We start from the raw sequence: 22,279 nt of genomic DNA on the forward strand, positions 1-22,279 counted from the left end.
CGCCCGCCCGCGCGGCATCGTGCGGACGAGCGGTGGGAGTTCTCGTGACGGGCAGGTCAGCGGGTGTCGGCGAACGCCGCGACCCAGGCCAGGGCCGAGTTCCAGTTGACGGCGACCTCGTTCGTCGACCACGAGCCGAGCTCGTCGAGGTAGCACTTCGCGGGCGCGCAGCCCGGCAGGTTCTGCTGGGCCACCGGGTCCTGCAGGCCCGAGTTGGGGCCACCGGCGAGCGACCCGGCAGGCGGGTTCGGCATCCTGGCGTCGACCTGGTGCGCCCAGTGCCGGTGGTGCTGGTTCTTGCTGGCCTTCTCGCCGTAGCCGCTGACGAACGACTGGTTCAGGCCGTTGCGGCCGAGCAGGTAGTCCATCGACTCCAGCACCGCGTCGCTGTACTTGCGGTCGAGCGTGGTGTCGTAGGCCATCGCCATGATCATCGACGCGGTGAGCGTCGCGCTGGTCGAGCCCCAGGCGTACAGCCCGTCGGCCGGCTTGGACGGGTTGGGGTAGCCCTGTGACCTCAGGTCGCGCAGGTGACCGTCGGCGACGTTGATGACCCGCGCGCGGGCGGTGATCACGCGGTCGAGTGGGAACTTCAGCGGCAGCCGCAGGATCGTGAGGTCGGCCAGGCCACCGGTGTCCTTCCAGGAGAACCCGGCCGAGGTCAGCTTCGTGGTGACCTTGTTCAGGTACTCGCGCTTGCCGGTCGTCCCGTACAGCTCGGCCGCGGCCCACGAGAACTCGTCGGTGACGTTGGTGTCGTCGTAAGCGCCACCACCGACGCTGTCCTCCCTCGGGGCGTACTTGGCCGGGGTGGCCAGGGCGGCCTTCCAGGCGGTCTCGGCCGCGGCGAGGCAGCGGTCGGAGAACGCGCGGTCCCACAGCCTGTAGACACGGGCGCACTGGGCACCGGCGGCGGCGAGGTTCAGCGTGGCGGCCGTCGACGGGGCATGCAGGTATCGCGGCTGGGGGTCGTTGCTCGGCAGCATCGGGTGGCCGGTCCAGGCCAGGTCGTGGATCTTGTGGTGGACCATGCCCGCGAGCGGCTTGCCGGCCGGGACCTGCATCTTCAGCAGGAACTCCATCTCCCAGCGCGCCTCGTCCAGCACGTCGGGACGGTGGTTGTCCTGCTCGGGGATGGACAGCAGGCCGTCCCGGAAGCCCTCGATGTCGAACGTGTGGAGCGACCGCTCGTAGGTGTCCATCAGCTGCCACGCCGCGAGCGCGCCGTTGACGACGTACTTGCCGTGGTCACCCGCGTCGTACCAACCACCGCTCACGTCCAGCGAGTAGTCGCACTCCCCCGGCAGACACGGAACCGACACGTCACCCTTGTTCGGCGCCACGCCAACGTGTCCAGCGGGTCGCGCGTACGCCTCACCGACGTACTTCGCCTCGATCGGGATGCCGCTGCGGTTGTGGTAGAAGTACGCGAGCGAGTCCCGTCGCAGCTGGTCATAGGGCTTGTCGGTGATGTCGAACGGGAAGCTGCTCTGGTCGCCGACAGTCAGACTGTAACCGCTTCCAGCCTTCTTGTAGGCCGAGAAGTCGGCGATGTGCACGTGGTCGCGCGTCATCGCGTCGTTGCCCTTGACCTGCGTTTTCCCCGCCTGGACGACGGCGCCCGCGGCGTCGCGCAGCTGCCAGTCGACCGGCTCGGTGGAGCCGTTCACGATGGAGGCGCGTTTCGTGCCCGCCGTCGGGTAGGCGTACTGGTTCGTGCGCACCGGCGAGCCGTAGTCCCAGCCACCACCGGGCGGGACGATTCCTCCGGTCAGCGACACGTCGTCAATGCACAGCGTGTACGGCTCCGCGGAGACGCCGCCGGCTTGGATCGCGACCTGACCGCCGGTGCGAGTGGCCACTGTGGACGTGCCGGTGAACTCGAACGTCTTGGGAGTGCTGGTGAGTGCGGCGGCCTTGTTCAGCACCGTGGTGTTCGGCGCGACGGAGAGAGCGACCGCCGCCCGCACCGTGACGTTCTTCGTGGCGGTCGCGGTGAAGCGCAGCGTGTAGGGCTGACCGGCCTCCAGCGGGATGTCGTTCTGGCCGATCATCGCCGTCCACGGGTTCGCCGTGCCGCCGGGGATCTGCGCGCACAGTCTGCCGTCGGCCACAGTGGACGGAGCGATTCCGCTGCTCCACCACGGGGTCTTCACACTGTCGAACTTGCCGTTGAGCACCCGCTCATAGGGCTCGGCCGCGGTCGCGGGTGCCGCGATCGTGGCGATCAGGACGAACGGAAGGCCGGTCGCGACCAGCCTGGTCTTCACGGACATACCGGGGGCCTCTCGAGGTCGACTGTCTCCCGGCGCGACCGCAGCGTCGAGGCGAATGTTCACCCACCCGACCCCGCCTGTCAACGATCCCGCGTCATCGAAATGTGACTGGCGCTACCTCTTCACATCCGGATGGCCTCGTGGCTACAGTCCTGTAAGCGCTCACAGTTTCCCCCGATCCCGATGGGCGCACACCGGCCGAAGCCGCAGCGTCGCAGCAGGTGAACGGTGTTCCAGTGGTCTGTCAGACGACCAAATCCAGGTGTTAGCGCTTGCAGACCATCCGCCAACTGGAGGTTCTTCGATGGGTGTTCGACCGAGGCGCGCTCTGCTCGCCACAACTCTGCTCAGCTCGCTGGTGGCCGTGTCCGCGTGTGGCGGTGGAACCGCTGACTCCGCGTCGGGGGACGTCACGCTCGTCGTGAAGACGTTCAGCCAGTTCGGCTACGACGAGCTGTACAAGGAGTACGAGGCAAGCCATCCCGGTATCAAGATCAAGGAAGAGAACATCGGCAAGCTCGGCGACTACACGCCGAAGTTGCAGCAGTGGCTCGCCACCGGGAAGGGCGCGGGCGACGTCGTCGCGATCGAGGAGGGCATCCTCTCGCAGTTCATGGCGAAGCCCGACCAGTTCGTGAACCTGCTCGACCACGGCGCCAAGGAGCTCTCCGGCAACTTCCTGCCGTGGAAGTGGCAGCAGGCGTCCACTTCGGACGGCAGCAAGGTCGTCGGTCTCGGCACGGACGTCGGCGCGCAGGGCATGTGCTACCGCAAGGACCTCTTCGAGGCCGCGGGCCTGCCCACCGACCGGGAGGCGGTCGGCAGGCTCTGGCCCACCTGGGACGCCTACCTCGCCACCGGCAAGCAGTTCAAGGCCAAGACCCCCGGCGCCGGGTTCTACGACTCGACCGGCGGCGTCTACCTGAACATGCTGATGCAGTCGGGTGACCACACCTACTACGACTCCACGAACGAGCTGGTGATCGACTCGAACTCCGCCGTGCGGGCCACCTGGGACAAGTCCATCGAGATGGTGAAGGCCGGGCTGTCGGCCAACATCGAGATGTGGAGTCCACAGTGGAACGCGGGCTTCAAGAACGGCACGTTCGCCACGATCCCGTGCCCGTCCTGGATGCTCGGCACGATCGAGAAGCAGGCGGGTCCGGAGAACAAGGGCAAGTGGGACGTCGCGAAGGTGCCCGGCAACGGCGCGGTGCGCGGCGGTTCGTTCCTCGCGGTGCCGGCGCAGAGCACGCACCAGAAGGAGGCCGCCGAGCTGGCGAAGTTCCTGACCAGCGCCAAGGGACAGACCGCGGCGTTCAAGGCGAAGAACAACTTCCCGTCCTCGCCGCAGGCCATCGACGACCCGGTCGTGCAGGACTTCAAGAACCCGTACTTCAACGACGCGCCCGTCGGCAAGATCTTCGGCGAGAGCGTCAAGGCGCTCAAGCCGGTCTACCTCGGGCCGGACAACAACGCCATCGGTGACCGCGTCGGCAACGCATTGCTCGCGGTGGAGCAGGGCAAGCTCCAGCCCGACGAGGCCTGGGCCAAGGCCGTCGACGACGCCAAGCGCCTGGCCAAGTAGCGGAGGTCCGGGGGCGGCGCGGAAGTCCCCGCGCCGCAGGGCCCCGACCACACACCTGACGGCTGGGGCGCTGCGGAGACCCACCCCACGGCCGGCCGAGTAGCGACCTGGCGGCCGGGGCGACGAGGAAACCCCCGCCCCGGCCGTCATCCCCACAGCACCCGAGGACACACGATGGTGACCGATCTGCGGCCGAGGACGGCCCCCAGCACCCCGGCGGCCGGGAGCAGGCCTCCCGAGCAGCCACGCCCCCGGCTGCGCGACCGGATCTCACGCGTCGAGGTGAAGTGGTCGCCCTACCTGTTCATCGCGCCGTTCTTCGTGATCTTCGCGGTCTTCGGGTTGTTCCCGCTGATCTACACGGCCTGGGTGTCGTTGCACGACTGGGACATCACCGGCGCGGGCGCGTTCGTCGGGCTCGACAACTACGTCGCGCTGTTCGCCGACCCGGACTTCTGGAACTCGGTCGTCAACACCCTCGGCATGCTCGTGCTCTCCACGGTGCCGCAACTGCTCGGCGCTCTGGTGCTCGCGAGCCTGCTCAACCAGAAGCTGCGCGCCGTCACGTTCCTGCGGATGGGCGTGCTGCTGCCGATCGTCACGTCCGTCGCCGCCGTCGGCATCGTGTTCAGCCAGATCTTCGACCGCGACGCCGGCATGGTGAACGGCCTGCTGGGCCTCGTGAACATCGACGCGATCGACTGGCGCGCCGACAAGTGGTCGTCGTGGACCGCGATCGCCACCATGGTCAACTGGCGGTGGACCGGCTACAACGCCCTGATCTACCTCGCGGCGATGCAGGCGATTCCGAAGGACCTGTACGAAGCGGCCACTGTGGACGGTGCGGGCAAGGTCCGGCAGTTCTGGAGCATCACGGTCCCGAACATCCGGCCCGCCATCGTCTTCACCGTCATCATGTCCACCATCGCGGGCATGCAGCTCTTCACCGAGCCGCTGATCTTCGGCCAGGGCAGCTTCGCCATCTCCGGCGGCAGCCTGCGGCAGTTCCAGACGGTGTCGATGTACATGTTCGAGAAGGCGTTCCGGGACTTCGACTACGGCTACGGCTCCGCCGTAGCGTGGATGATCTTCCTGCTGATCACCCTGCTCGGCGTCGTCAACTTCCTGATCACGCGGAGGTCGAGGTAGCCATGCGCAAAACCCATCCCCTGGTCTACTTCACGCTCCTCGCGGGCATCGTGCTGTCGGCGTTCCCGCTCTACTGGCTCTTCGTCGTCGCGACCCGCGCCAACGACGTCGTCGGCGACTGGCCACCGCCGTTGGCACCCGGCCCGAACTTCGGGGAGAACGTCGGCAGGCTGTTCGCCGCCGACGACGCGAACTTCCTGCTGGGCCTGTGGAACTCGCTGCTCAGCTCGGCGATCATCACCGTGTCGGTCGTGTTCTTCTCGTCGCTCGCGGGTTTCGCGTTCGCCAAGCTGAAGTTCCGCGGCCGCAACGGGCTGCTGCTCGTCATCCTCGCGACCATGATGATCCCGGTGCAGATGGGCATCATCCCGCTGTACATGATCATGGTCGAGCTGGGCTGGCAGAACCGGATGGAAGCGATCGTCGTGCCGGCGCTGGTGTCCGCGTTCGGCGTCTTCCTGATGCGCCAGTACGCCGAGCAGGCCGTGCCCGACGAGCTCATCGAGGCCGCCCGCATCGACGGGTGCAGCACGTTCCGCACGTTCTGGAGCATCGTGCTGCCGGCGTTGCGTCCCGGCGCGGCGGTGCTCGGCCTGTTCACCTTCATGGGCGCCTGGAACGAGTTCCTGTGGCCGCTCGCGGTCCTGGAAGCGGACAACCCGACCGTCCAGTTCTCGCTGTCGCAGCTCTCCACCACCTACTACACCGACTACACGCTCATGTTCACCGGAGCGCTGATCGCCACTGTGCCGTTGCTGCTCGTGTTCGTCGCGTTCGGTCGCCAGATCATCGGCGGCATCATGGAAGGGGCGGTCAAGGCATGACGACGTTCGAACCCGGTTTCCTCTGGGGCGCGGCCACGTCCAGCTACCAGATCGAGGGCGCGGTGACCGAGGACGGACGCGGACCGTCCATCTGGGACACCTTCTGCGCGACCCCGGGCAAGGTCGATGGCGGCGACACCGGCGCGGTCGCCGCCGACCACTACCACCGCTACCCCGAGGACGTCGCGATCATGCGCGAACTCGGGCTCGGCGCCTACCGGTTCTCCGTCGCGTGGCCGCGGATCCAGCCGCTCGGCTCAGGTGCCGTCGACCAGCGCGGGCTCGACTTCTACTCGAGGCTCGTCGACACGTTGCTGGACAACGGCATCCAGCCCTGGCCGACGCTCTACCACTGGGACCTGCCGCAACCGCTGGAGGACGCGGGCGGCTGGCCGGAGCGCGACACCGCCCTGCGGTTCGCCGAGTACGCGCAGATCGTGCACGAGGCGCTGGCGGACCGCGTCACGCACTGGACGACGTTGAACGAGCCGTGGTGTTCGGCGTTCCTCGGCTACGCGACCGGCAGGCACGCACCCGGCCGCCAGGACCCGGACGCGTCCATCCGCGCCGCCCACCACCTGCTGCTGGGCCACGGGCTCGCGGCACGGGCGATGTCCGACGCACGGGTCGGCGTCACGCTGAACCTCACCCACGTCACGGCGGGCTCCAACACCGCGGACGACCTCGACGCGGCCCGCCGGATCGACGGCATGCAGAACCGGCTCTTCCTCGACCCCGTGCTGCTGGCCGAGTACCCGGACGACGTGCGGCGGGACCTGGAGCACGTCACCGGCTTCGACCACGTCCAGGACGACGACCTCAAGACCATCGCGGCGCCGATCGACTTCCTCGGCGTGAACTACTACTCCCCCATGCTCGTCGGCCACGGCACCACCCCGTCGCCTTCGGCCTACGTCGGCTCCGAGCACGTCCGGCACCTCGACGGCGGGCGGCGGCGCACGTCCATCGGCTGGGAGATCGACGCCAGCGGACTGCTCGACCTGCTGCTGCGGCTGGACCGCGACTACCCGGCGATCCCGTTGTACATCACCGAGAACGGCGCCGCGTTCGACGACGAGGTGCACGACGCCGACCGCGTCGCCTACCTGGACGGGCACGTGCGGGCCTGCGCGGAGGCCGTGTCGAGAGGTGTGGCGCTGAAGGGCTACTTCGCCTGGTCGTTGCTCGACAACTTCGAGTGGTCCTTCGGCTACGCCCAGCGGTTCGGCCTCGTGCACGTCGACTACGACACCCAGCGCCGCACCCCGAAGGACAGTGCCCGGTGGTACGCGGACGTCATCGCGCGAGGTGGACTGTGAGCGCTTACAACATTGATAGGGTGCGGCCATGAACACCCGGCCTCCCACCCTGGAGGAAGTGGCGCAACGCGCGGGCGTCTCGACCGGCACCGTGTCCCGCGTAATCAACAACGCGCGCCACGTCAGCGAGAAGTCGAAACGCGCGGTCCAGAGCGCCATCGCGGATCTGGGCTACGTCCCGAACACCGCCGCCCGCTCACTGGCGAGCCAGCGGCGCGGCGCCGTCGTCCTGGTGATCTCCAGCGACGACCCGGCGATCTTCGCCAACCTCTTCTTCGCCGAGGTGATCAGCGGCGTCAACGCGGCGCTGGAGGAGACCGACCTGCACCTGATGCTGCTGCTCGCCGCCTCCCAGCGCGGCAGGGACAGGTTCGCGCAGGTGCTCCAGTCGCGCGGCGCGGACGGCGTGATGCTACTGGCGCTCAAGGAGAACGACCCGCTGTCGAAGATGGCGGAGGACAGCGGCCTGCCGGCCGTCCACGGTGGACGCTCGCTCGACCGCGCACCCCAGTGGTACGTCGACGCCGACAACCGGGGCGGCGCCCGCACGGCCGTCGAACACCTGATCTCCTCCGGCCGCACCAGGATCGGCACGATCACCGGTGAGCTCGACACGCACGCCGGCATGTCGCGCTACATGGGCTTCCGCGAGGCCGTCGTGCTGGCGGGCCTGGGCGACGAACGCGTGGCGCACGGCGACTTCAGCGAGTCCAGCGGTGCCGCGGGCATGAAGCTCCTGCTCGAGGACCACCCCGACCTGGACGGCGTCTTCGTCGCCTCCGACGCCATGGCCACCGGAGCGCTCGCCGTTCTGCGGGAACACGGCAAGCGGGTGCCCGAGGACGTCGCGGTCGTCGGCTTCAACGACATCGTGACGGCGCGGCACACCCAGCCCGCGCTGACCACGGTCCGGCAGCCCATCGAGGCACTCGGCCGGGAGATGACCAGGATGCTGATCCGGCTGCTGAACGGCGAACAGCCGACGTCGCTGATCCTGCCCACCGAACTGATCGTGCGCGACTCGGCCTGAGCAAGGGTGGCGGGTGCCCGAAACCAGGCACCCGCCGTAACCTCAGTGCCTGCCCCAGCCCGGAACGGTGCCGTCGATCGCGACCTCGAACTGGTCGTACTTCGCCATCAGGGTCAGCAACTCGTCCTCGGTGGGCTTGTTGCCGTCCGCGTACATCTCGGCGAGGCCCCGGAAGTACTCCTCGCGGTTGAGCGCGGGCGTGAAGATGATGAGCATCGTGGCCTGGTCCTGGTACGGGTTGTGGAACCCGTGCGACACGCCCATCGGGACGTTGACGTACGTGCCGGGAGGCGCGGCGAACGACTTGCCGTCGAGGTGGAGCTCCACCATGCCGCTCAGGACGTAGAACGCTTCCAGCTGCTCGTTGTGCACGTGCGGCGAGGCACCGGGAGCGCCCGCGGCCATCCGGTGCTCGTACAGGCCGAGGCGCCCGTCCGTCTCACTGCCCCTGGCCTTGAAGGTGGTGTGGGTGGTCGTGCCGATCTGCACCGACTCGCCTTCGCCGGGAAGCAGGATGTTGGACACTTGCGTCATGTCTGTTCACTCCTCGTTGATGGCTGCGGGCGTCTCGCCGCTGTCAGTCGTGTCTTCCTGGTTGAACCAGGAGAGGTACCGCTCGCCCGTGTCCGGGAACACGGTGACCAGGTTCTTGCCCGCGTACTCCGGCCGCGCGGAGAGCACGCGGCACGCGTGCGCCGCCGCCCCGGAGGAGACCCCGACCAGCAGCCCCGCGGTCCGCGCGAGTTCCCTTGCCGTCCGGTAAGCGTCCTCATTGGACACGGTGAGGACCTCGTCGATCAGGGCCACGTCCGTCGTCGGCGCGACGAAGCCGCCGTTGAGTCCGGGGATGCGGTGCAGGCCGCCCCATCCCTGGCTGAGCACCGGTGACCCTTCCGGCTCCACCGCGACCACGCGGATGCCGGGATTGCGTTCCTTCAGGTACTTCGCGGTGCCGCTGAGCGTTCCGCCGGTGCCGACACCGCAGACGAAGACGTCCACCTCGCCGTCGGTGTCGTTCCAGATCTCCGGCCCGGTGGTGGCGTAGTGCGCCGCCACGTTGTCGGAGTTCTCGTGCTGGCAGGCGAACCACGACCCAGGCCGTTCGCGGTAGATCTCCTCGGCCTTGGCGATCGCCGCCACGTACCCCTCCTGGTACGGGGTCAGCACGATCTCCGCGCCGAACGCGCGCAGCAGCTGGATGCGTTCGCTGGTCGCGCTGTCCGGCAGGACGATCACGCACTTGTACCCGCGGGCGGCCGCGATGGCCGCCATGGAGATGCCCGTGTTGCCCGACGTCGCCTCGACGATCGTGCCCGTGCCCCTGGTCAGGTCCCCGCGCTCTTCCGCGCCGTTGATCATGTAGAGCGCGGCGCGGTCCTTCACGCTGGACAGGGGGTTGGCCATCTCCAGCTTGGCGTAGAGGTTCGCGGTGGTCACACCGAGGTCGAGCCGGACGGTGGGTGTCCCGCCGATCAGGTCCACGAGCGAGTGGGCGGGCGGTCGTCTGGTGAGGGGCTGACTGACTCGGGTGTTCACGCGAACTCCGATCGGTTAGTTGTCACCAAGTGGGGAACACGGCCTGGGCGCCCTTGTGCCGCAGTCCCGTGATCTGGACGGGATGACGGGCCCTGGCTGCCTTCACCACGCCACGGGTCGACCTCAGGGCCGGCACGGAGAACGGCGCCAGGACGCGCGAATCCGCTGGTACGTCACGGATGACGAGTGCCTGAGCGCCGACCACCGAGTCGTGGCCGACCGTGATCGGACCGAGCAGCGTCGCGTTGGCCCCGACGACGACCCGGTCGCCGAGCTTCGGATGCCGCCGGGATCCTTGCGGCCGTTGGTTGTCGTGCCACCACCCGACCGCGCCGAGCGTCACCTGGTGGAAGATCGTGACGTCCTCGCCGATGATCACCGTCTCGCCGATCACCACGCCCGCGCCGTGGTCGATGAAGAATCCACGGCCGATCTCCGCCCCGGGGTGGATCTCGATGCCACCGGTCAGCAGCCTGGCGATGACCATGATCAGCCGGGCGCTGCGCCGGTGACCCCGCAGGTGCAACCAGTGCGACACGCGATAGCCCCAGATCGCGATCACCGTCGGGTGCAGCAACGCCTCGCTGCGCGACGTGATCGACGGATCGCGGTCGAGGACCATGTCCAGGTCCGCGGTGATCGCGCCGAGCAGCGCCCGCGGGTTCACCGGACCGCCCCCACCTTCTCGGGGGTCTTGCGGAGCTGTCCGAGCCTGTTCTCCGCGTAGGCCACGCCGACGAGGACCACGAGACCGCCCGCGATGAGGTTCCACGTGACGTGCTCACCGAGGAACAACACGCTGACGAGCACCGCGAACACCGGCACGACGTAGTTGACCGCCGACGCTGTGGTGGCGCCGACGTCGCCGATGAGACGGAAGTACAGCACGTAGGCCAGACCGGTGCTGAACAGCCCGAGCAGCACGATGCTCATCGTCACCGGGCCGGTGAAGTCGGGCGTGCGCCAGCCGAGGAACGGCGTCACGATCGCCTGGAGCACGGCCGCCGCGACGAGCTGCGAGGCGGCCAGCGACAGCGGCGCCAGGCCGAGCGGCGACAGGTACTTGCGGACGTACACGAAGCCGATCGCGTAGCTGACGGCCGCGCCGAAGCAGGCCAGCCGCCCGCTGAGCGAACCGAGCGACTCGTGCCACGGCCCGATCAGCAGCACCACGCCGATGAAGCCGAGCACCAGGCCGACCGCCTTGCGGGAGGTCGCCCGCTCGGTCGGCAGGGCGGCGGTGGCGAGCGCCAGCGTCAGCAGCGGGCTGGCGCCGATCAGGACGCCCGCGATGCCGGCGCCGGTGGTCTTCTCGCCGTAGGACAGCAGGAGGAACGGGATCACGTTGCCGAACAGACCGGCGGCGGCGATGTGCCCCCAGATCTGGGCGGAACGCGGCAGGGCGACCTTGCGGACGGCCGCGATGGAGAGCAGGACGGCCGCGCCCAGGATGAGTCTGCTGAGCACGAGCTGCCCCGGTGTCAAACCTTCCAGGGACACCTTGATCAACGTGAAGCTGCTTCCCCACAGCAGCGCCAGCAGCAGGAAGCGCGCGACGGATGCCTTGTCCATTGCTTCTCGATTCGGATCATCTGTCAGTAGTCGTTTGGACACTTCAACAGATGCTCCTAGGGGCTCGCTCGAGCGAGCCCCGTCAGCACGAACTCCTCAGCCGGCGACCACCGCGACGCCGGTCCGCCCGCCGTCGACGTCGATCACGGTCCCGTGCACGAACGCGGCGTCGTCCGAGGCCAGGTAGACCGCGGCCCCGGCGATGGCGTCGGGATGCCCGGACCGGCCGGCCGGCGTGCCGTGCATCATCACCTCGCCGGGGTGGACGGTGGCGGGGTCCCAGTCCGGCGAGACGACCACGCCGGGCGAGATCGCGTTCACCCGCACGCCCTGCGGGCCGAACTCCGCCGCCCACGCGCGGGTAAGCGTTTCCATGGCGCCCTTGGTGGAGCTGTAGAGCGAGCCGCGCGGCACGGCCAGGCGGGCGATCCACGAGCCCAGGTTGATGACCACGCCGGAACCCGAGCTGATCATCGCGGGAACCAGGGCCTGCGTCAGGAAGAACGGTGCCTTCACGTTGACGCCGTAGACGCGGTCGAAGGTCTCGTCGTCGGTGTCGAGGGTGCCCGGCGACGGGTAGATGCCCGCGTTGTTGACGAGGATGTCGACGTGGCCGTCCAGGAGCGCCAGGACTTCCGCGGCCAGTGTGCGACTCGCGGCGGACGAGCCGTCGAGGTCGGCGCGGACGAAGTCGGCGTGGCCGCCGGACGAGCGGATCTGGTCGACGACCTCCGCTCCCCTGGCCTCGTCGCGTCCGGAGACGACGACGTGCGCTCCCTCGTGGGCGAAGGCGACCGCGATCGAGCGGCCGATGTTGCTGGTGGAACCGGTGATGAGGGCCGTCCTGCCCTGCAGTCGTTGTGCCATGCACTCGAAGCTAGGTCCGCATTTTTGGACCCGCAAGTCCAGGACTTTCAACCGCGGAGGTAGTCGATGACGAGGTCGAGAGCCGCCTCCAGGTGCGTGACGCTGCCGGTCGACCGGAGCACCTGCACGCCGCCCTGGATGCCCGCGATCAACGCGGCGGAGGCCCTGTCTGCGTCCACTGTGGAGCGCACCAGGCCGGCCTCCTGCATCTCGGCGACACCTTCGCGCAACTCGGACTGCCACCGGTCCAGGAGCGTGCCGATGACCTCGTGCGCGCCCGGCGTGGTGTTGAGCTGACCCATCAGCACGCCGAGCGGGCAGTTCCGGCCCTGCGCCCGGTAGCGGGCGACAACCGAGTCGCGCCAGCGTTCCCAGGCGGCCCACGACGTCAGGGCGCTCAGATGTGGCTGCTGGTCGGAGAGAACGCGGCCGGCCTCGAACCGCGCCACGGCGAGGAAGAGCTCCTCCTTGCCGTCCGGGAAGTAGTGGAAGATCTGGCCTTTGCTGGTGCCGGTGATCGCCCGGATGTCGTCCAGGGTGACGCTCGCCGCGCCGTCACCGCGCAGGTAGGAGGCCGCCCCCTCGATGATGCGCTGCCGGGTCGCCTGCCCCTTCGCCGTGAGCTTCATGCCCCCAGACTACGTTTTCTGGACCGGCGGGTCCACTGTGGTTGACTGGGATCATGCTGCCTTGGGAGGGATCGCTCGCCGGCCGGCTCGACCGGCACACCGTCGAGTCCGCACTGCTGCGCGACAACCCGCTCGGAGATCCGCACGAGCGGCCGCTGTGGGTGTACGTGCCGCCGGGTTACGACTCCGGGACCGAGCACTACCCCACCGTCTACCTGATCCAGGGCTACACCGGGCACGTGGCGATGTGGGCGAACCGCACGCCGTTCCGCCAGCCGTTCATCGAGACGGCCGACGCGGTGTTCGCCCAGGGAGCCCCTGGCTGCATCGTCGTCTACGTCGACGCGTGGACGTCGTACGGCGGCTCGCAGTTCGTCGACTCCCCCGGCACCGGCCGGTACCACTCGTACCTGTGCGACGAGATCGTGCCGTGGGTGGACGCGCACTACCGCACGATCCCGGGCCGCGAGTCGCGGGCGATCGCGGGCAAGTCGTCGGGCGGGTTCGGCGCGATGATCACGCCGATGCTGCGGCCGGACCTGTTCGGCGCGTTGGCCACGCACGCGGGTGACGCGCTCTACGAGCTTTGCTACCTCGCGGACTTCGGCAAGGCCGTGCGGGCGTTGCGCGGGTACGACAACGACGTCCAGAAGTGGTGGACGGACTTCCAGAGCCGGACGGCGTTCACCAAGCCCGAGGACATGGACCTGCTCGGGATTCTCGGTGTGGCGGCGTGTTTCTCGGCCACCGAGGACGGCACGCCCGAGCTGCCGTTCGACTCCGTCACCGGAGCGCTCAGGCCCGAGGTGTGGCAGCGCTGGCTCGACTGGGACCCGGTGCGGATGGTGCCCGGTCACGCTGAGGCGATCCGTTCGCTGCGGGCCGTGTGGATCGACGCGGGCACCAGGGACGAGTACTTCCTCGACCTGGGCGCGGAGGCGTTCCGCAGGGAGATCGCGCTGGCCGGGATTCCCGACGACCGCGTGCACTTCGAGCTCTTCGACGCGGGTCACGGCGCGATCGACTACCGATATCCCCTCTCGCTGGCGTGGCTCGCGACTAGGTTGGCTCGATGATCGGAGAAGTCACGTTGAGAGGCGTCGAGGACGCGGACCTGGACGTGTTGTTCGAGTTCATGCGCGATCCCGAGGCCGTGTGGATGGCGGCCTTCACGGCGAAGGACCCCGACGACCGCGAGGCGTTCGACGCGCACATGCGCAAGATCCGGGCCAATCCCGAGACCTTCAACCAGGTGATCCTCGGTGACGGGGTGGTCGTCGGCAGCATCGCCAGCTTCGTGCTGGAGGGCGACACCGAGATCACCTACTGGATCGACCGCGCGGTGTGGGGTCAGGGCGTCGCCGGGCGGGCGGTGGCGTTGCTGCTCGAACGCGTGACAGTCCGGCCGCTGCACGCCCGCGCCGCCAGTGACAACGCGGCCTCGCTGCGCGTGCTGACCAGGGCGGGGTTCAAGCCTGTCGGCACCGATACCGGCTATGCGGCAGCACGGAAGGCCGAGATCGAGGAGACGATCCTCGTCCTCAGCTGACGAACTTCTCCGTGCCCAGCACACCGAGCAGCTGAAGCTTGTCGAACGCCTCGGTGCGCGGCGGTGCGGTCAGCACCAGCAACGCCTGCGACTGGTCCTCGGTGAACAACGCCTGGCAGTCCACCTCGATCTCGCCGAGCTGCGGGTGGATCAGCACCTTGTGGTCCTCGAACCGCTTCGAGACCTCGTGCCGTTCCCACAGCTCCGCGAACTCCGCGCTTTCCTTCTGCAGCGCACGAACGAGCTCACCGGCCCGGGAGCGCGGGCCCATCGAGGCGTAGGCGGCACGCAGGTTCGCCACCTGGGTGCGGCTCTGCCGGTCACGGTCGTGCTCGGGGTAGATCAGGCGTTCGTCCGGGTCGGTGAACCAGCGGTAGATCCCGCTGCGGGCGTGACCGGTGAAGTGTGAGGAGTCGCCGTACAACGCCTCGGCGAACCGGTTCTGCACGAGGACCTCGCTGAGGTTCGACAGGATCAGCGCGGGCGTGTCGTCGAGCCGGTCCAGCACCCGTTGCAACGCGGGCGCGACGTGCGTGGCAGTCGACCGCGGCGACGGCGCGTTGCGACCGGCGACGCGGAACAGGTAGTCGCGTTCGTCGTCGCTCAGCCGGAGAGCACGGGCCAGCGAGGCCAGCATCTGCTCGCTCGGCTGCGGGCCGCGTTGCTGTTCCAGGCGCGTGTAGTAGTCCGTGGACATGGCGGCCAGCGCCGCGACCTCCTCGCGCCGCAGCCCCGGTGCCCGCCTGCGCGCGCCCGCCGGCAGGCCGACGTCCTCCGGCCTCAGTTCCTCCCGGCGGCGACGCAGGAAGCCGGCCAGTTCCACCCGATCCATGTGTTCGAGTATCCGGCTTGTGCGGCTGCGAACCAGGGATTGCCGATCCCCCGATAAGGGCTCTCTGCCGCGGCACCGGAGAACGGCAGAAGCTCAGCGCCATGGACATCACCGGAAACACCGTCTTCATCCCCGGCGCCACCAGCGGCATCGGCCTGGCGCTCGCCCTCGCCCTGCGCGAGCGCGGCAACACCGTGATCGTGGGCGGCCGGCGCACCGAACTGCTCGACCGGATCGCCGCCGAACACCCCGGCGTCGAGACCGTCCGCATCGACACCGCCGACGCGGCCAGCGTGCAGACCGCGGCCAAGGACGTCATCGCACGCTTCCCGTCGGTCAACGTGCTGATCACCATGGCCGGCGTCATGCGCGTCGAGGACTGGCACCGCCCCGAGTCGTTCCTGGAGTCCGCCGAGGGCATCGTCACGACCAACGTGCTCGGCCCGATCCGCCTGATCGCCGCGTTCGTCGAGCACTTCCAGTCACTGCCGGACGCCACGATCATGACCGTCTCCTCCGGCCTCGCCTTCGCGCCGTTGAAGGTCACGCCGAGCTACAACGCGTCCAAGGCCGCCATCCACATGCTCAGCGAGTCACTGCGACTCCAGCTCGCCGACACGTCGGTGCGGGTCGTGGAACTGGAGCCGCCGGCGGTGCAGACCGACCTGTTGCCCGGCCAGGCCGAAAGCGAGCACGCGATGCCGCTCGACGAGTACGTCGCCGAGGTCATGAGCATCATCGAGACCCAGCCCGACGCCCGCGAGATCCAGGTCGAGCGCGTGAAGTTCCTGCGCTACGGCGAGGCGCGCGGCGACTACGACCAGGTCGTCGCCGCGCTCAACGTCGGGGACCCGCACGGTAAGTGACGCTCTGGGGCAGGCGTCCTCCGAGGCCTGCCCCGCGCGCCGGTCACAGGCTCCTGGCGGACTCCCGGAACGTCACCGGTTCGCGGCCGATCTGGTGCGCCGGCGTCGGCCTGCGCTCCGCCGCCGAGGTGATGTGGCCTGCCATGTCGGCGTTCACGACGTCGTCCACTGCGGACGGTGCTGCGCACGTGCGTCGGCGAGGGCCACGCGGCAGCCGTTCGGCTTGGTGCTTATGACGTTCCGGAGATGCAGGCGTTCGCGGAGCTCACGCGGCTGGGCCCGTTCCTGCGGCGCACCGTCGAGATGGGTGCGTACTTGGGTGTCCGGCGTGACGGTCGGCTGGTGGCGATGGCCGCGAATGGCTGCGAATGGCTGACTACACCGAGATCAGCGCCGTCTGCACGCATCCCGACGCACGGGCAGGCGTTGGGACGCGGCTGCTGTTGGCTGTGCGCACGGCATCCTGAAGCGGTCCCGGCCTTGCGGCCGTTGCTCGCCACGGACGTGCGTCCCACCAGGGGAATCCCAGATGATGATCTGCTGTGCGAGACGGTCCGCCAGGTCCTGGCCGCCGCCGGTAGCGTGAGCACATGCCACAGATCACCGTCGAGTACTCCGCCGAACTGACCGAGGCGTTCGACCGCCGCGCCTTCGCCCTCGCGCTGCACCAGGCCGTCGGGCCGCTGGTCAGCGCGGAGGTGGCGGCGTTCAAGACGCGGTTCCGGCAGATCGAGGAGTCCGTGATCGGGGACGGCTCGCCCGCGGCGATGATCCACGTCCGGGTCGGGTTGCTGACCGGGCGTCCGGTCGAGCTCAAGCAGGAGGTCGGGCGGGTGAGTCTCGGGATCGCGCGGGATCACCTCAAGCCGGTGGAGGGGCTGCCGACGCAGGTGACCCTGGAGGTGTACGACATGGACCGCGAGCAGTACCAGAAGCTGGTCCTCTAGGGCAGAAGGCCGACCGCGCTGGTGCTGTACTGCCAGAACGCGTTCACGTCGTCCGGCTTGTCGCCGGTGGTCGGCAGCAGGTGCGTCGGACGCTCGCGGCGGTCGTGCCAGAACTGGCCGGAGCGGGGTGCGGGGCTGGTCGCGGCAAGCCAGACGACGGTGTCCGCGCCTTCCTCGGCGGTGCGCAGGAACGTCCTGGTCAGCCGGTGGAAGCCGGGCAGTGAACCGGCTACGCCCGGCGTGTCGGCCCAGCCGGGGTGCATGGCGTGCACGCCGATGCCGTCCTGGGCGTAGCGCTCGGTGAGCAGTGGGGCGAGCGTGACCTGCATGCGTTTCGTGCGCGCGTAGGCGGTCGCGCCACGGTAGTCGCCCTCGCGGTACTCGGGGTCGTCCGCGCGGAGGCGTTGGGTGTACATGCCTCCCGACGAGACGAGCACGACTCTCGGGTCCGATGAGGCGGCCAGTGCCGGGCGCAGCAGATCAGTCATCAGCAGCGGGCCGAGGACGTGCGTGGCGAACGTCAGCTCGTGTCCGTCTTCGGTCTCCGTGCGCTTGTTCGGCAGAACACCGGCGTTGTGCACCAGGACGTCGAGGCGGCTGTACGGCAGGTCGGCGGCAAACCGGCGCACGGAGCTCTGGCTCGACAGGTCGCAGTGCCGGATCAGGACCTTCGCGGTGGGCACCTCGGCGAGGATCTCGGCGCGCGCGGCCTCGCCCTTGCGTTCGTCGCGCACCACCAGCAGCACGTCGGCGCCGAGGCGGGCGAGGCCGAGCGCCGTCGCCTTGCCGATGCCCGAACCGGCGCCGGTCACGACGGCGTTGGCGCCCTGGAGCGCACCGGGTTGCGGATCACCGGCCCAGCCCCTGCGGCGGAGCTGATGGCCCAGCCTCGAGTAGCCGGGGACCACGAGCCGGTCCGCGACGGTGTCCAGCACGCGCAACAGTCCGCTCACCCGCTTCACTCCCTGCATTCGTCAGCCGTACCGAAGGGGTTTCCTCGCGGGCTCCTCCAGCACACGTGACGCTAGCCACGCGAGGCCGTCGGCGGTGCCGGCCGGGGTACCCGTCGGCTGGATGACGTGACTGAGCACCGTGCGGGTCATGAGGTCGATCAGCACCTCGATCTGCTCGGCCGTGAGGCCCGGCCGGTAGGACTCGACCCGTGCCGCGAGCATTGCTTTGACCTCGATCAGCAGGGTTTCGGCCTGGGTGGTCAGCAGCGGCACCAGCTCGGTGTCCGCGCCGTGCGTCGCCGAGGCGATGGCGCGAACCAGCAGGTTGTCGCGGGCGAGGTCGAGGACGTCGCGGACGGCGTCGTAGATCGCCTCGACCAGGTCGTCGGGGTGGCGGTCGAACGCGTCGCCGATCGTGGCGAGGAACCGGCCCAGCTCATGGGCGAGCATCGCGTCGGCCAGGGAGTTCTTCGAGCCGATCTCGTTGTAGACGGTCTGCCGGCTGACGCCGACCTGCTCGGCGAGCCGCGTCATGGTGACCGCGGCCCAGCCGTCGCGGGCGGTCATCTCGACGGCCGCCTCGATGATCGGCTGCCGCCGGCCGGAAGCCGCCGCTGGAGTCGCGCCCATGCCGGCGATCCTAGGCCGTGCCGACGCGTCCCGGTGCCACGAAGTCGATCTTCTCCCGCACCCCGCAGTCCGGGCAGCACCAGGAGTCCGGGATGTCCGCCCACGGCGTTCCGGCCGGGAAGCCCTCGCGCAGGTCGCCCGTCTTCTCGTCGTAGACGTAGCCGCAGCCTGGGCACATGCCGCCCGCGGTCGCGTCGCCACGAGTGTCGGTGACGACCTCCTCGCCGATGTCCACGCCGCCGTAGCGGGCGAGGACCTTCGCTCGCCTGCCGGGCTGGATGTTGGCGCGGCCGATGTCACCGCCGAAGTGGCCCCGCACCCGCGGGTCCATCACGCGCCGCCACAGCGGCGGTACCAGGGCCAACAGGATCATGCCCGCGTAGCCGGTCGGCAGCACCGGGGACTCGGCGAAGTCACGCAGCGTCTGGTAACGCCGGGTCGGGTTGGCGTGGTGGTCGCTGTGCCGCTGAAGGTGGTAGAGCAGGACGTTGGTCGCGATGTTGTTGGAGTTCCAGCTGTGGCTGGGGTCGACCCGCTCGTACCGCCTGCGGTCCGGCGCCCCGACCTTCTGCCGCAGCATCCCGTAGTGCTCCATGTAGTTCACGACCTCCAGCAACGAGAAGCCGATCACCGCCTGGATCAGCAGGTACGGCACGATGCCGACACCCAGCCAGATGATCATCGCCGCCCACAGCACGGCGGACATCAGCCACGCGTTGAGCACGTCGTTGCCCAGGCGGTACGGGTGCCGGTCACGACGTCCGTAGCGCTTGCGTTCGAGGCGCCACGCCGACTTGACCGAACCGAACACGGTGCGCGGCCAGAACCGGTAGAAGCTCTCGCCCACCCTGCTGCTCGCCGGGTCCTCCGGGGTCGCGACCCGCACGTGGTGGCCGCGGTTGTGCTCGATGTAGAAGTGGCCGTAGAAGCTCTGCGCCAGTGCGATCTTGGACAACCAGCGCTCGTGGCTCTCCTTCTTGTGCCCCAGTTCGTGCGCCGTGTTGATGCCGATCCCGCCGATGCACCCGATCGACACCGCGAGACCGATCTTGTCCACAACGGACAGATCTCCGCGCGCGATCAGCCAGAACGCCACCACGAACCCGACGTACTGGATCGGCAGGAACAGATAGGTGATCCAGCGGTAGTAGCGGTCGTTCTCCAGCCGCTCGATCACGTCGTCGGGAGGGTTGCTGCGGTCGAGGCCCGCGAAGAGGTCGATCGCCGGGACGATCACCAGCACCACGATCGGGCCGATCCAGAACCACACGCCCCAGCCCGTCGCCGCGTGCATCCCGATCGCCAGGAACGCCAGGGACGGCACGACCAGCCCCAGCAACCACAGGTACCGCTTGCCGTCCGTCCACTGCTCGGTTGAGCCGACGGGCACCGTTGCCTTCTTGTCGCTCATGCCACGCTCCTCAGGAGGTTGACAGAACGGTAGGACATGTAAAGTCAGTTTGACAAGAGGGTGCTATTTGTAAACCACGAGCAGGGTCGTGGCGCGCCTCTTGTAGGCGACGGCCGACACCGTCAGACGCACGGGCACGCCCGGAAGCACCGCATCGAGTGCCGTGGCGATGTCGTGCACGGTCCGCAGCGGCGAACTTCCGCGCCACACCACGACCTCGACGTCGATCTCGTCCTCAAAGGACAGTTCGACGCTGTGCACGGCCGGGTGGCACAGAGCGGTCTGTTCGACGAGCGACAGCCGCTCGGCCGCGGGCAACGGGCGCAGGGACACGAAGTCAGGAGCACCCAGGATCCCGGTACGTCACGCTCGTTCACCGAATCGAGGTACGACGCCGTTCAGCCGCAGATGGGCGAGCAACGGCTGGGAGTGGCTGTGCAGGTTCGCGACGGGGTACGCCTGCATCGCGGTGCCGAAGTCGGGCAGGGCCCACGTCTCGCCGGGACGGTCGCTCTCGGGCGCGAGGTAGCAGTCGGGGCCGGACAGGGTTCCGGTCCACACCTCCGGGTAGGCGGCGGTGTGCGCGTGCAGGGTCATGCGTCGCCACTCGTCCCACGCCATTTCCGGATCGTAGGCAGCGGCTGCCCAGATCAGCGTCATGTTGACCGACGACCACACTTGGCCGTGCGTGCCGTCGGGAACGGGCCAGCGATGGCGAGCGCCCAGCGGCGAACCGGCCCGGCACGTCTCGTCGATCGTGGCGAGCAGTGCGCGCGCTTGGTCCGCAGTGGCGGCGCCACACAGGATCGCCCACGGCTGCACCTCCAGCCACAGGTCGTGATCGCCGACGACCTTGCCGTCAGGGCCGTGTGCGCGCCGGAACCAACGGCCGTTCCACTCCCCCGCGACCAGCGAACGGAGGGCGGCGGCGCGTTCGCGTGCCTCGGAAGCTGTCGCGTCATCGCCCAGACGTGCGGCGAGGTCCGCGTACACCGGCAGCACCCAGGCGGCCATCGCCGAGTTCAGGACCGACTCGCCCCGTTCGATCATCACCTCACGGTCCACACCGGACTCTTTGATCGCCAGATCGTTCCAGTCGGCGTTCAGGATCCGGACGTGGCCGTGCTCCCCCACACCGACCTCGTCCGCGAAGAACCGGAACTGGCGCCGCAGGTTCTCGGCGAGTGGAACGGGATCGGCGCCGTGACAGGGGTGGTACGGCACGGGTTCGCTGAACGCGGCGAGATCGCCCGTCGCGGCCGCGTACTCGGAGGCGAGCCAGAGAGCCCACAGGTTCTGGTCGGACGGCCGGAACAGCTGCGTCCACGGCTGTTTGCGCCCGTCGAGGGCGTACGGGAGGTCGCCGTCCGGGCTACCCCAGGCACAGGTGTTGCGCAGCACCGACAGCGCGAGATCTGGTTCGAGGTGCACCAACGGCAGGGCGTGCTGCAACGGATCCCTTGCGGCGCCGTTGAAACCGTGCCGGAACGAGTAGGCCGACCCCTGGTTCAAGGTGTGGCCGCCGAGCACGCCGTCGACGCAGGCGCCGCCCGTCAGCAGCGCGGCGTGCCACTGGATCTCGGCGGGCGCCGACGGGAGACGGTTCCTCAGACCGGCAAGACTGGCCGCGTACAGGACTTCCGGGTCTGCGGGCCCGTCGACCAGGCCGAACCGGAACCACACCGTCGTCCGCTCCCCCGGCGCGAGGTCCAGCGCGGCTTCGACGGTCAACGTCCCGGCGGTGGTCTCCGCCCGTTCGCCGCCGAAGTGCTCCAGCGCCACCACGGGCGCGTCCGGTGGAGCGTCACCGCGAACAGGCCCGAACTCCAGGTCCACCAGGCGCGGCCGCACGACCCACTCCTCGCTCAACGCCCCGCGCAGCACCACATCGCCCCGGTTGAGCACGTCGACCCTGATCAACACCCACGGCACCTCGCCCTCCGGGCACAGCACCGTGCGCTCGATCTCTACGGGGTCCGAAGCCACCCCGACCCGGCAGAAGGTCGGCCCGAACAGCTTGGCAGGAGGGGAATCCGTGGACAGATCGCCGAACCGCGCGATGCCGGTGCGCTCGGTGATCCAGCGGCACCCGAGGTGCTCGTCCCAGACGCCGAAACGCCCGTCGCTGTCCGCCACCAGGGTGATCCGGCGGTTGCCCAGATGCACCCAGTTCCGTGACGTCGGCGGGTCGATGATCGGGTCCCACGGCCGAGGGCCCGCCCGGTACTCGAACGCGGGCAGGCCCTCGACTGTCGTCCACTCACCGAACGCGCTCACGCAGATGAGCGTTCCGGCACAACC

23 protein-coding genes are annotated in these 22,279 nt (G+C 69.0%); 9 read left to right on the forward strand and 14 right to left on the reverse strand.

Annotated elements, in window-relative coordinates; all coding sequences use genetic code 11:
- Window positions 1-56: 56 nt before the first annotated feature.
- Window positions 57-2,270, reverse strand: a complete 2,214-nt coding sequence (locus BM417_RS29950; protein ID WP_218164601.1) for a glycoside hydrolase family 9 protein — start codon at window positions 2,268-2,270, stop codon at window positions 57-59.
- Between the two features lie 310 nt (window positions 2,271-2,580).
- Between BM417_RS29950 and BM417_RS29955 the strand changes: the two genes are divergently transcribed.
- The 5 genes from BM417_RS29955 to BM417_RS29975 all read left to right on the forward strand — a co-directional run bounded on the left by BM417_RS29955 (window position 2,581) and on the right by BM417_RS29975 (window position 8,186).
- Entirely contained in the window at window positions 2,581-3,864 is a 1,284-nt protein-coding gene (locus tag BM417_RS29955; RefSeq protein WP_093601512.1) for an ABC transporter substrate-binding protein, read from the forward strand.
- Between the two features lie 174 nt (window positions 3,865-4,038).
- On the forward strand, window positions 4,039-5,013 hold the full coding sequence (locus BM417_RS29960) for a carbohydrate ABC transporter permease (protein WP_093601514.1): 975 nt from the start codon (window positions 4,039-4,041) through the stop codon (window positions 5,011-5,013).
- A 2-nt stretch (window positions 5,014-5,015) separates the two neighbouring features.
- Window positions 5,016-5,837, forward strand: a complete 822-nt coding sequence (locus BM417_RS29965) for a carbohydrate ABC transporter permease (RefSeq protein WP_093601516.1) — start codon at window positions 5,016-5,018, stop codon at window positions 5,835-5,837.
- Window positions 5,834-7,156, forward strand: a complete 1,323-nt coding sequence (locus BM417_RS29970) for a GH1 family beta-glucosidase (protein ID WP_093601518.1) — start codon at window positions 5,834-5,836, stop codon at window positions 7,154-7,156. Before BM417_RS29965 ends, BM417_RS29970 begins: the two co-directional genes overlap by 4 nt.
- Before the next feature lie 28 nt (window positions 7,157-7,184).
- Window positions 7,185-8,186 (forward strand): LacI family DNA-binding transcriptional regulator, encoded by a 1,002-nt coding sequence (locus BM417_RS29975; RefSeq protein ID WP_177320679.1) that lies wholly within the window; start codon window positions 7,185-7,187, stop codon window positions 8,184-8,186.
- A 42-nt stretch (window positions 8,187-8,228) separates the two neighbouring features.
- Here BM417_RS29975 and BM417_RS29980 read toward each other — a convergent pair whose 3' ends face one another.
- The 6 genes from BM417_RS29980 to BM417_RS30005 all read right to left on the reverse strand — a co-directional run bounded on the left by BM417_RS29980 (window position 8,229) and on the right by BM417_RS30005 (window position 12,790).
- Window positions 8,229-8,720, reverse strand: a complete 492-nt coding sequence (locus BM417_RS29980; protein ID WP_093601519.1) for a cupin domain-containing protein — start codon at window positions 8,718-8,720, stop codon at window positions 8,229-8,231.
- Window positions 8,721-8,726: 6 nt separating this feature from the next.
- Window positions 8,727-9,722, reverse strand: a complete 996-nt coding sequence (gene cysK / locus BM417_RS29985) for a cysteine synthase A (RefSeq protein WP_093601521.1) — start codon at window positions 9,720-9,722, stop codon at window positions 8,727-8,729.
- Between the two features lie 22 nt (window positions 9,723-9,744).
- A complete protein-coding gene (epsC, locus tag BM417_RS29990; RefSeq protein ID WP_218164602.1) occupies window positions 9,745-10,389 on the reverse strand; it encodes a serine O-acetyltransferase EpsC in 645 nt (214 codons plus the stop codon).
- Window positions 10,386-11,294, reverse strand: coding sequence for a DMT family transporter (locus BM417_RS29995; RefSeq protein WP_093601523.1), 909 nt, complete (start codon window positions 11,292-11,294; stop codon window positions 10,386-10,388). The genes epsC and BM417_RS29995 overlap by 4 nt, the downstream gene beginning before the upstream one ends.
- Window positions 11,295-11,390: 96 nt before the next feature.
- Complete coding sequence (locus tag BM417_RS30000) at window positions 11,391-12,161, reverse strand: SDR family NAD(P)-dependent oxidoreductase (protein ID WP_093601525.1); 771 nt, start codon at window positions 12,159-12,161, stop codon at window positions 11,391-11,393.
- 47 nt (window positions 12,162-12,208) lie between these two features.
- Window positions 12,209-12,790 carry a TetR/AcrR family transcriptional regulator gene (locus BM417_RS30005; RefSeq protein WP_093601527.1) on the reverse strand — a complete coding sequence of 194 codons (582 nt, stop codon included), beginning with the start codon at window positions 12,788-12,790 and terminating at the stop codon, window positions 12,209-12,211.
- 53 nt (window positions 12,791-12,843) lie between these two features.
- Between BM417_RS30005 and BM417_RS30010 the strand changes: the two genes are divergently transcribed.
- Both BM417_RS30010 and BM417_RS30015 read left to right on the forward strand, forming a co-directional pair.
- Complete coding sequence (locus BM417_RS30010) at window positions 12,844-13,866, forward strand: alpha/beta hydrolase (RefSeq protein ID WP_093601529.1); 1,023 nt, start codon at window positions 12,844-12,846, stop codon at window positions 13,864-13,866.
- Entirely contained in the window at window positions 13,863-14,339 is a 477-nt protein-coding gene (locus tag BM417_RS30015; RefSeq protein ID WP_245822245.1) for a GNAT family N-acetyltransferase, read from the forward strand. Before BM417_RS30010 ends, BM417_RS30015 begins: the two co-directional genes overlap by 4 nt.
- Here BM417_RS30015 and BM417_RS30020 read toward each other — a convergent pair.
- Window positions 14,332-15,171 (reverse strand): helix-turn-helix transcriptional regulator, encoded by an 840-nt coding sequence (locus tag BM417_RS30020; protein WP_093601531.1) that lies wholly within the window; start codon window positions 15,169-15,171, stop codon window positions 14,332-14,334. The genes BM417_RS30015 and BM417_RS30020 overlap by 8 nt on opposite strands.
- Before the next feature lie 101 nt (window positions 15,172-15,272).
- Between BM417_RS30020 and BM417_RS30025 the strand changes: the two genes are divergently transcribed.
- Entirely contained in the window at window positions 15,273-16,037 is a 765-nt protein-coding gene (locus BM417_RS30025) for an SDR family oxidoreductase (protein ID WP_093601533.1), read from the forward strand.
- A gap of 43 nt (window positions 16,038-16,080) precedes the next feature.
- Here the strand turns inward: BM417_RS30025 and BM417_RS49930 are convergent, their stop codons facing one another.
- Window positions 16,081-16,206 (reverse strand): hypothetical protein, encoded by a 126-nt coding sequence (locus tag BM417_RS49930; protein WP_281251362.1) that lies wholly within the window; start codon window positions 16,204-16,206, stop codon window positions 16,081-16,083.
- Between the two features lie 421 nt (window positions 16,207-16,627).
- Between BM417_RS49930 and BM417_RS30030 the strand changes: the two genes are divergently transcribed.
- On the forward strand, window positions 16,628-16,984 hold the full coding sequence (locus BM417_RS30030; protein WP_093601535.1) for a 5-carboxymethyl-2-hydroxymuconate Delta-isomerase: 357 nt from the start codon (window positions 16,628-16,630) through the stop codon (window positions 16,982-16,984).
- Here the strand turns inward: BM417_RS30030 and BM417_RS30035 are convergent.
- The 5 genes from BM417_RS30035 to BM417_RS30055 form a co-directional block, all read right to left on the reverse strand.
- Window positions 16,981-17,937 (reverse strand): SDR family NAD(P)-dependent oxidoreductase, encoded by a 957-nt coding sequence (locus BM417_RS30035; RefSeq protein WP_245822246.1) that lies wholly within the window; start codon window positions 17,935-17,937, stop codon window positions 16,981-16,983. The two genes, BM417_RS30030 and BM417_RS30035, sit on opposite strands and share 4 nt — an antisense overlap.
- Before the next feature lie 21 nt (window positions 17,938-17,958).
- Entirely contained in the window at window positions 17,959-18,567 is a 609-nt protein-coding gene (locus tag BM417_RS30040; RefSeq protein ID WP_093601539.1) for a TetR/AcrR family transcriptional regulator, read from the reverse strand.
- A 10-nt stretch (window positions 18,568-18,577) separates the two neighbouring features.
- Window positions 18,578-19,978, reverse strand: a complete 1,401-nt coding sequence (locus BM417_RS30045) for a fatty acid desaturase (protein ID WP_093601541.1) — start codon at window positions 19,976-19,978, stop codon at window positions 18,578-18,580.
- A gap of 63 nt (window positions 19,979-20,041) precedes the next feature.
- A complete protein-coding gene (locus tag BM417_RS30050; protein ID WP_093601543.1) occupies window positions 20,042-20,311 on the reverse strand; it encodes a hypothetical protein in 270 nt (89 codons plus the stop codon).
- Between the two features lie 30 nt (window positions 20,312-20,341).
- On the reverse strand, window positions 20,342-22,255 hold the full coding sequence (locus BM417_RS30055; RefSeq protein WP_093601545.1) for a GH36-type glycosyl hydrolase domain-containing protein: 1,914 nt from the start codon (window positions 22,253-22,255) through the stop codon (window positions 20,342-20,344).
- Window positions 22,256-22,279: the final 24 nt, after the last annotated feature.

The organism is Lentzea waywayandensis, from assembly GCF_900115955.1.
GTDB classification, from domain to species: Bacteria; Actinomycetota; Actinomycetes; order Mycobacteriales; family Pseudonocardiaceae; genus Lentzea; species Lentzea waywayandensis.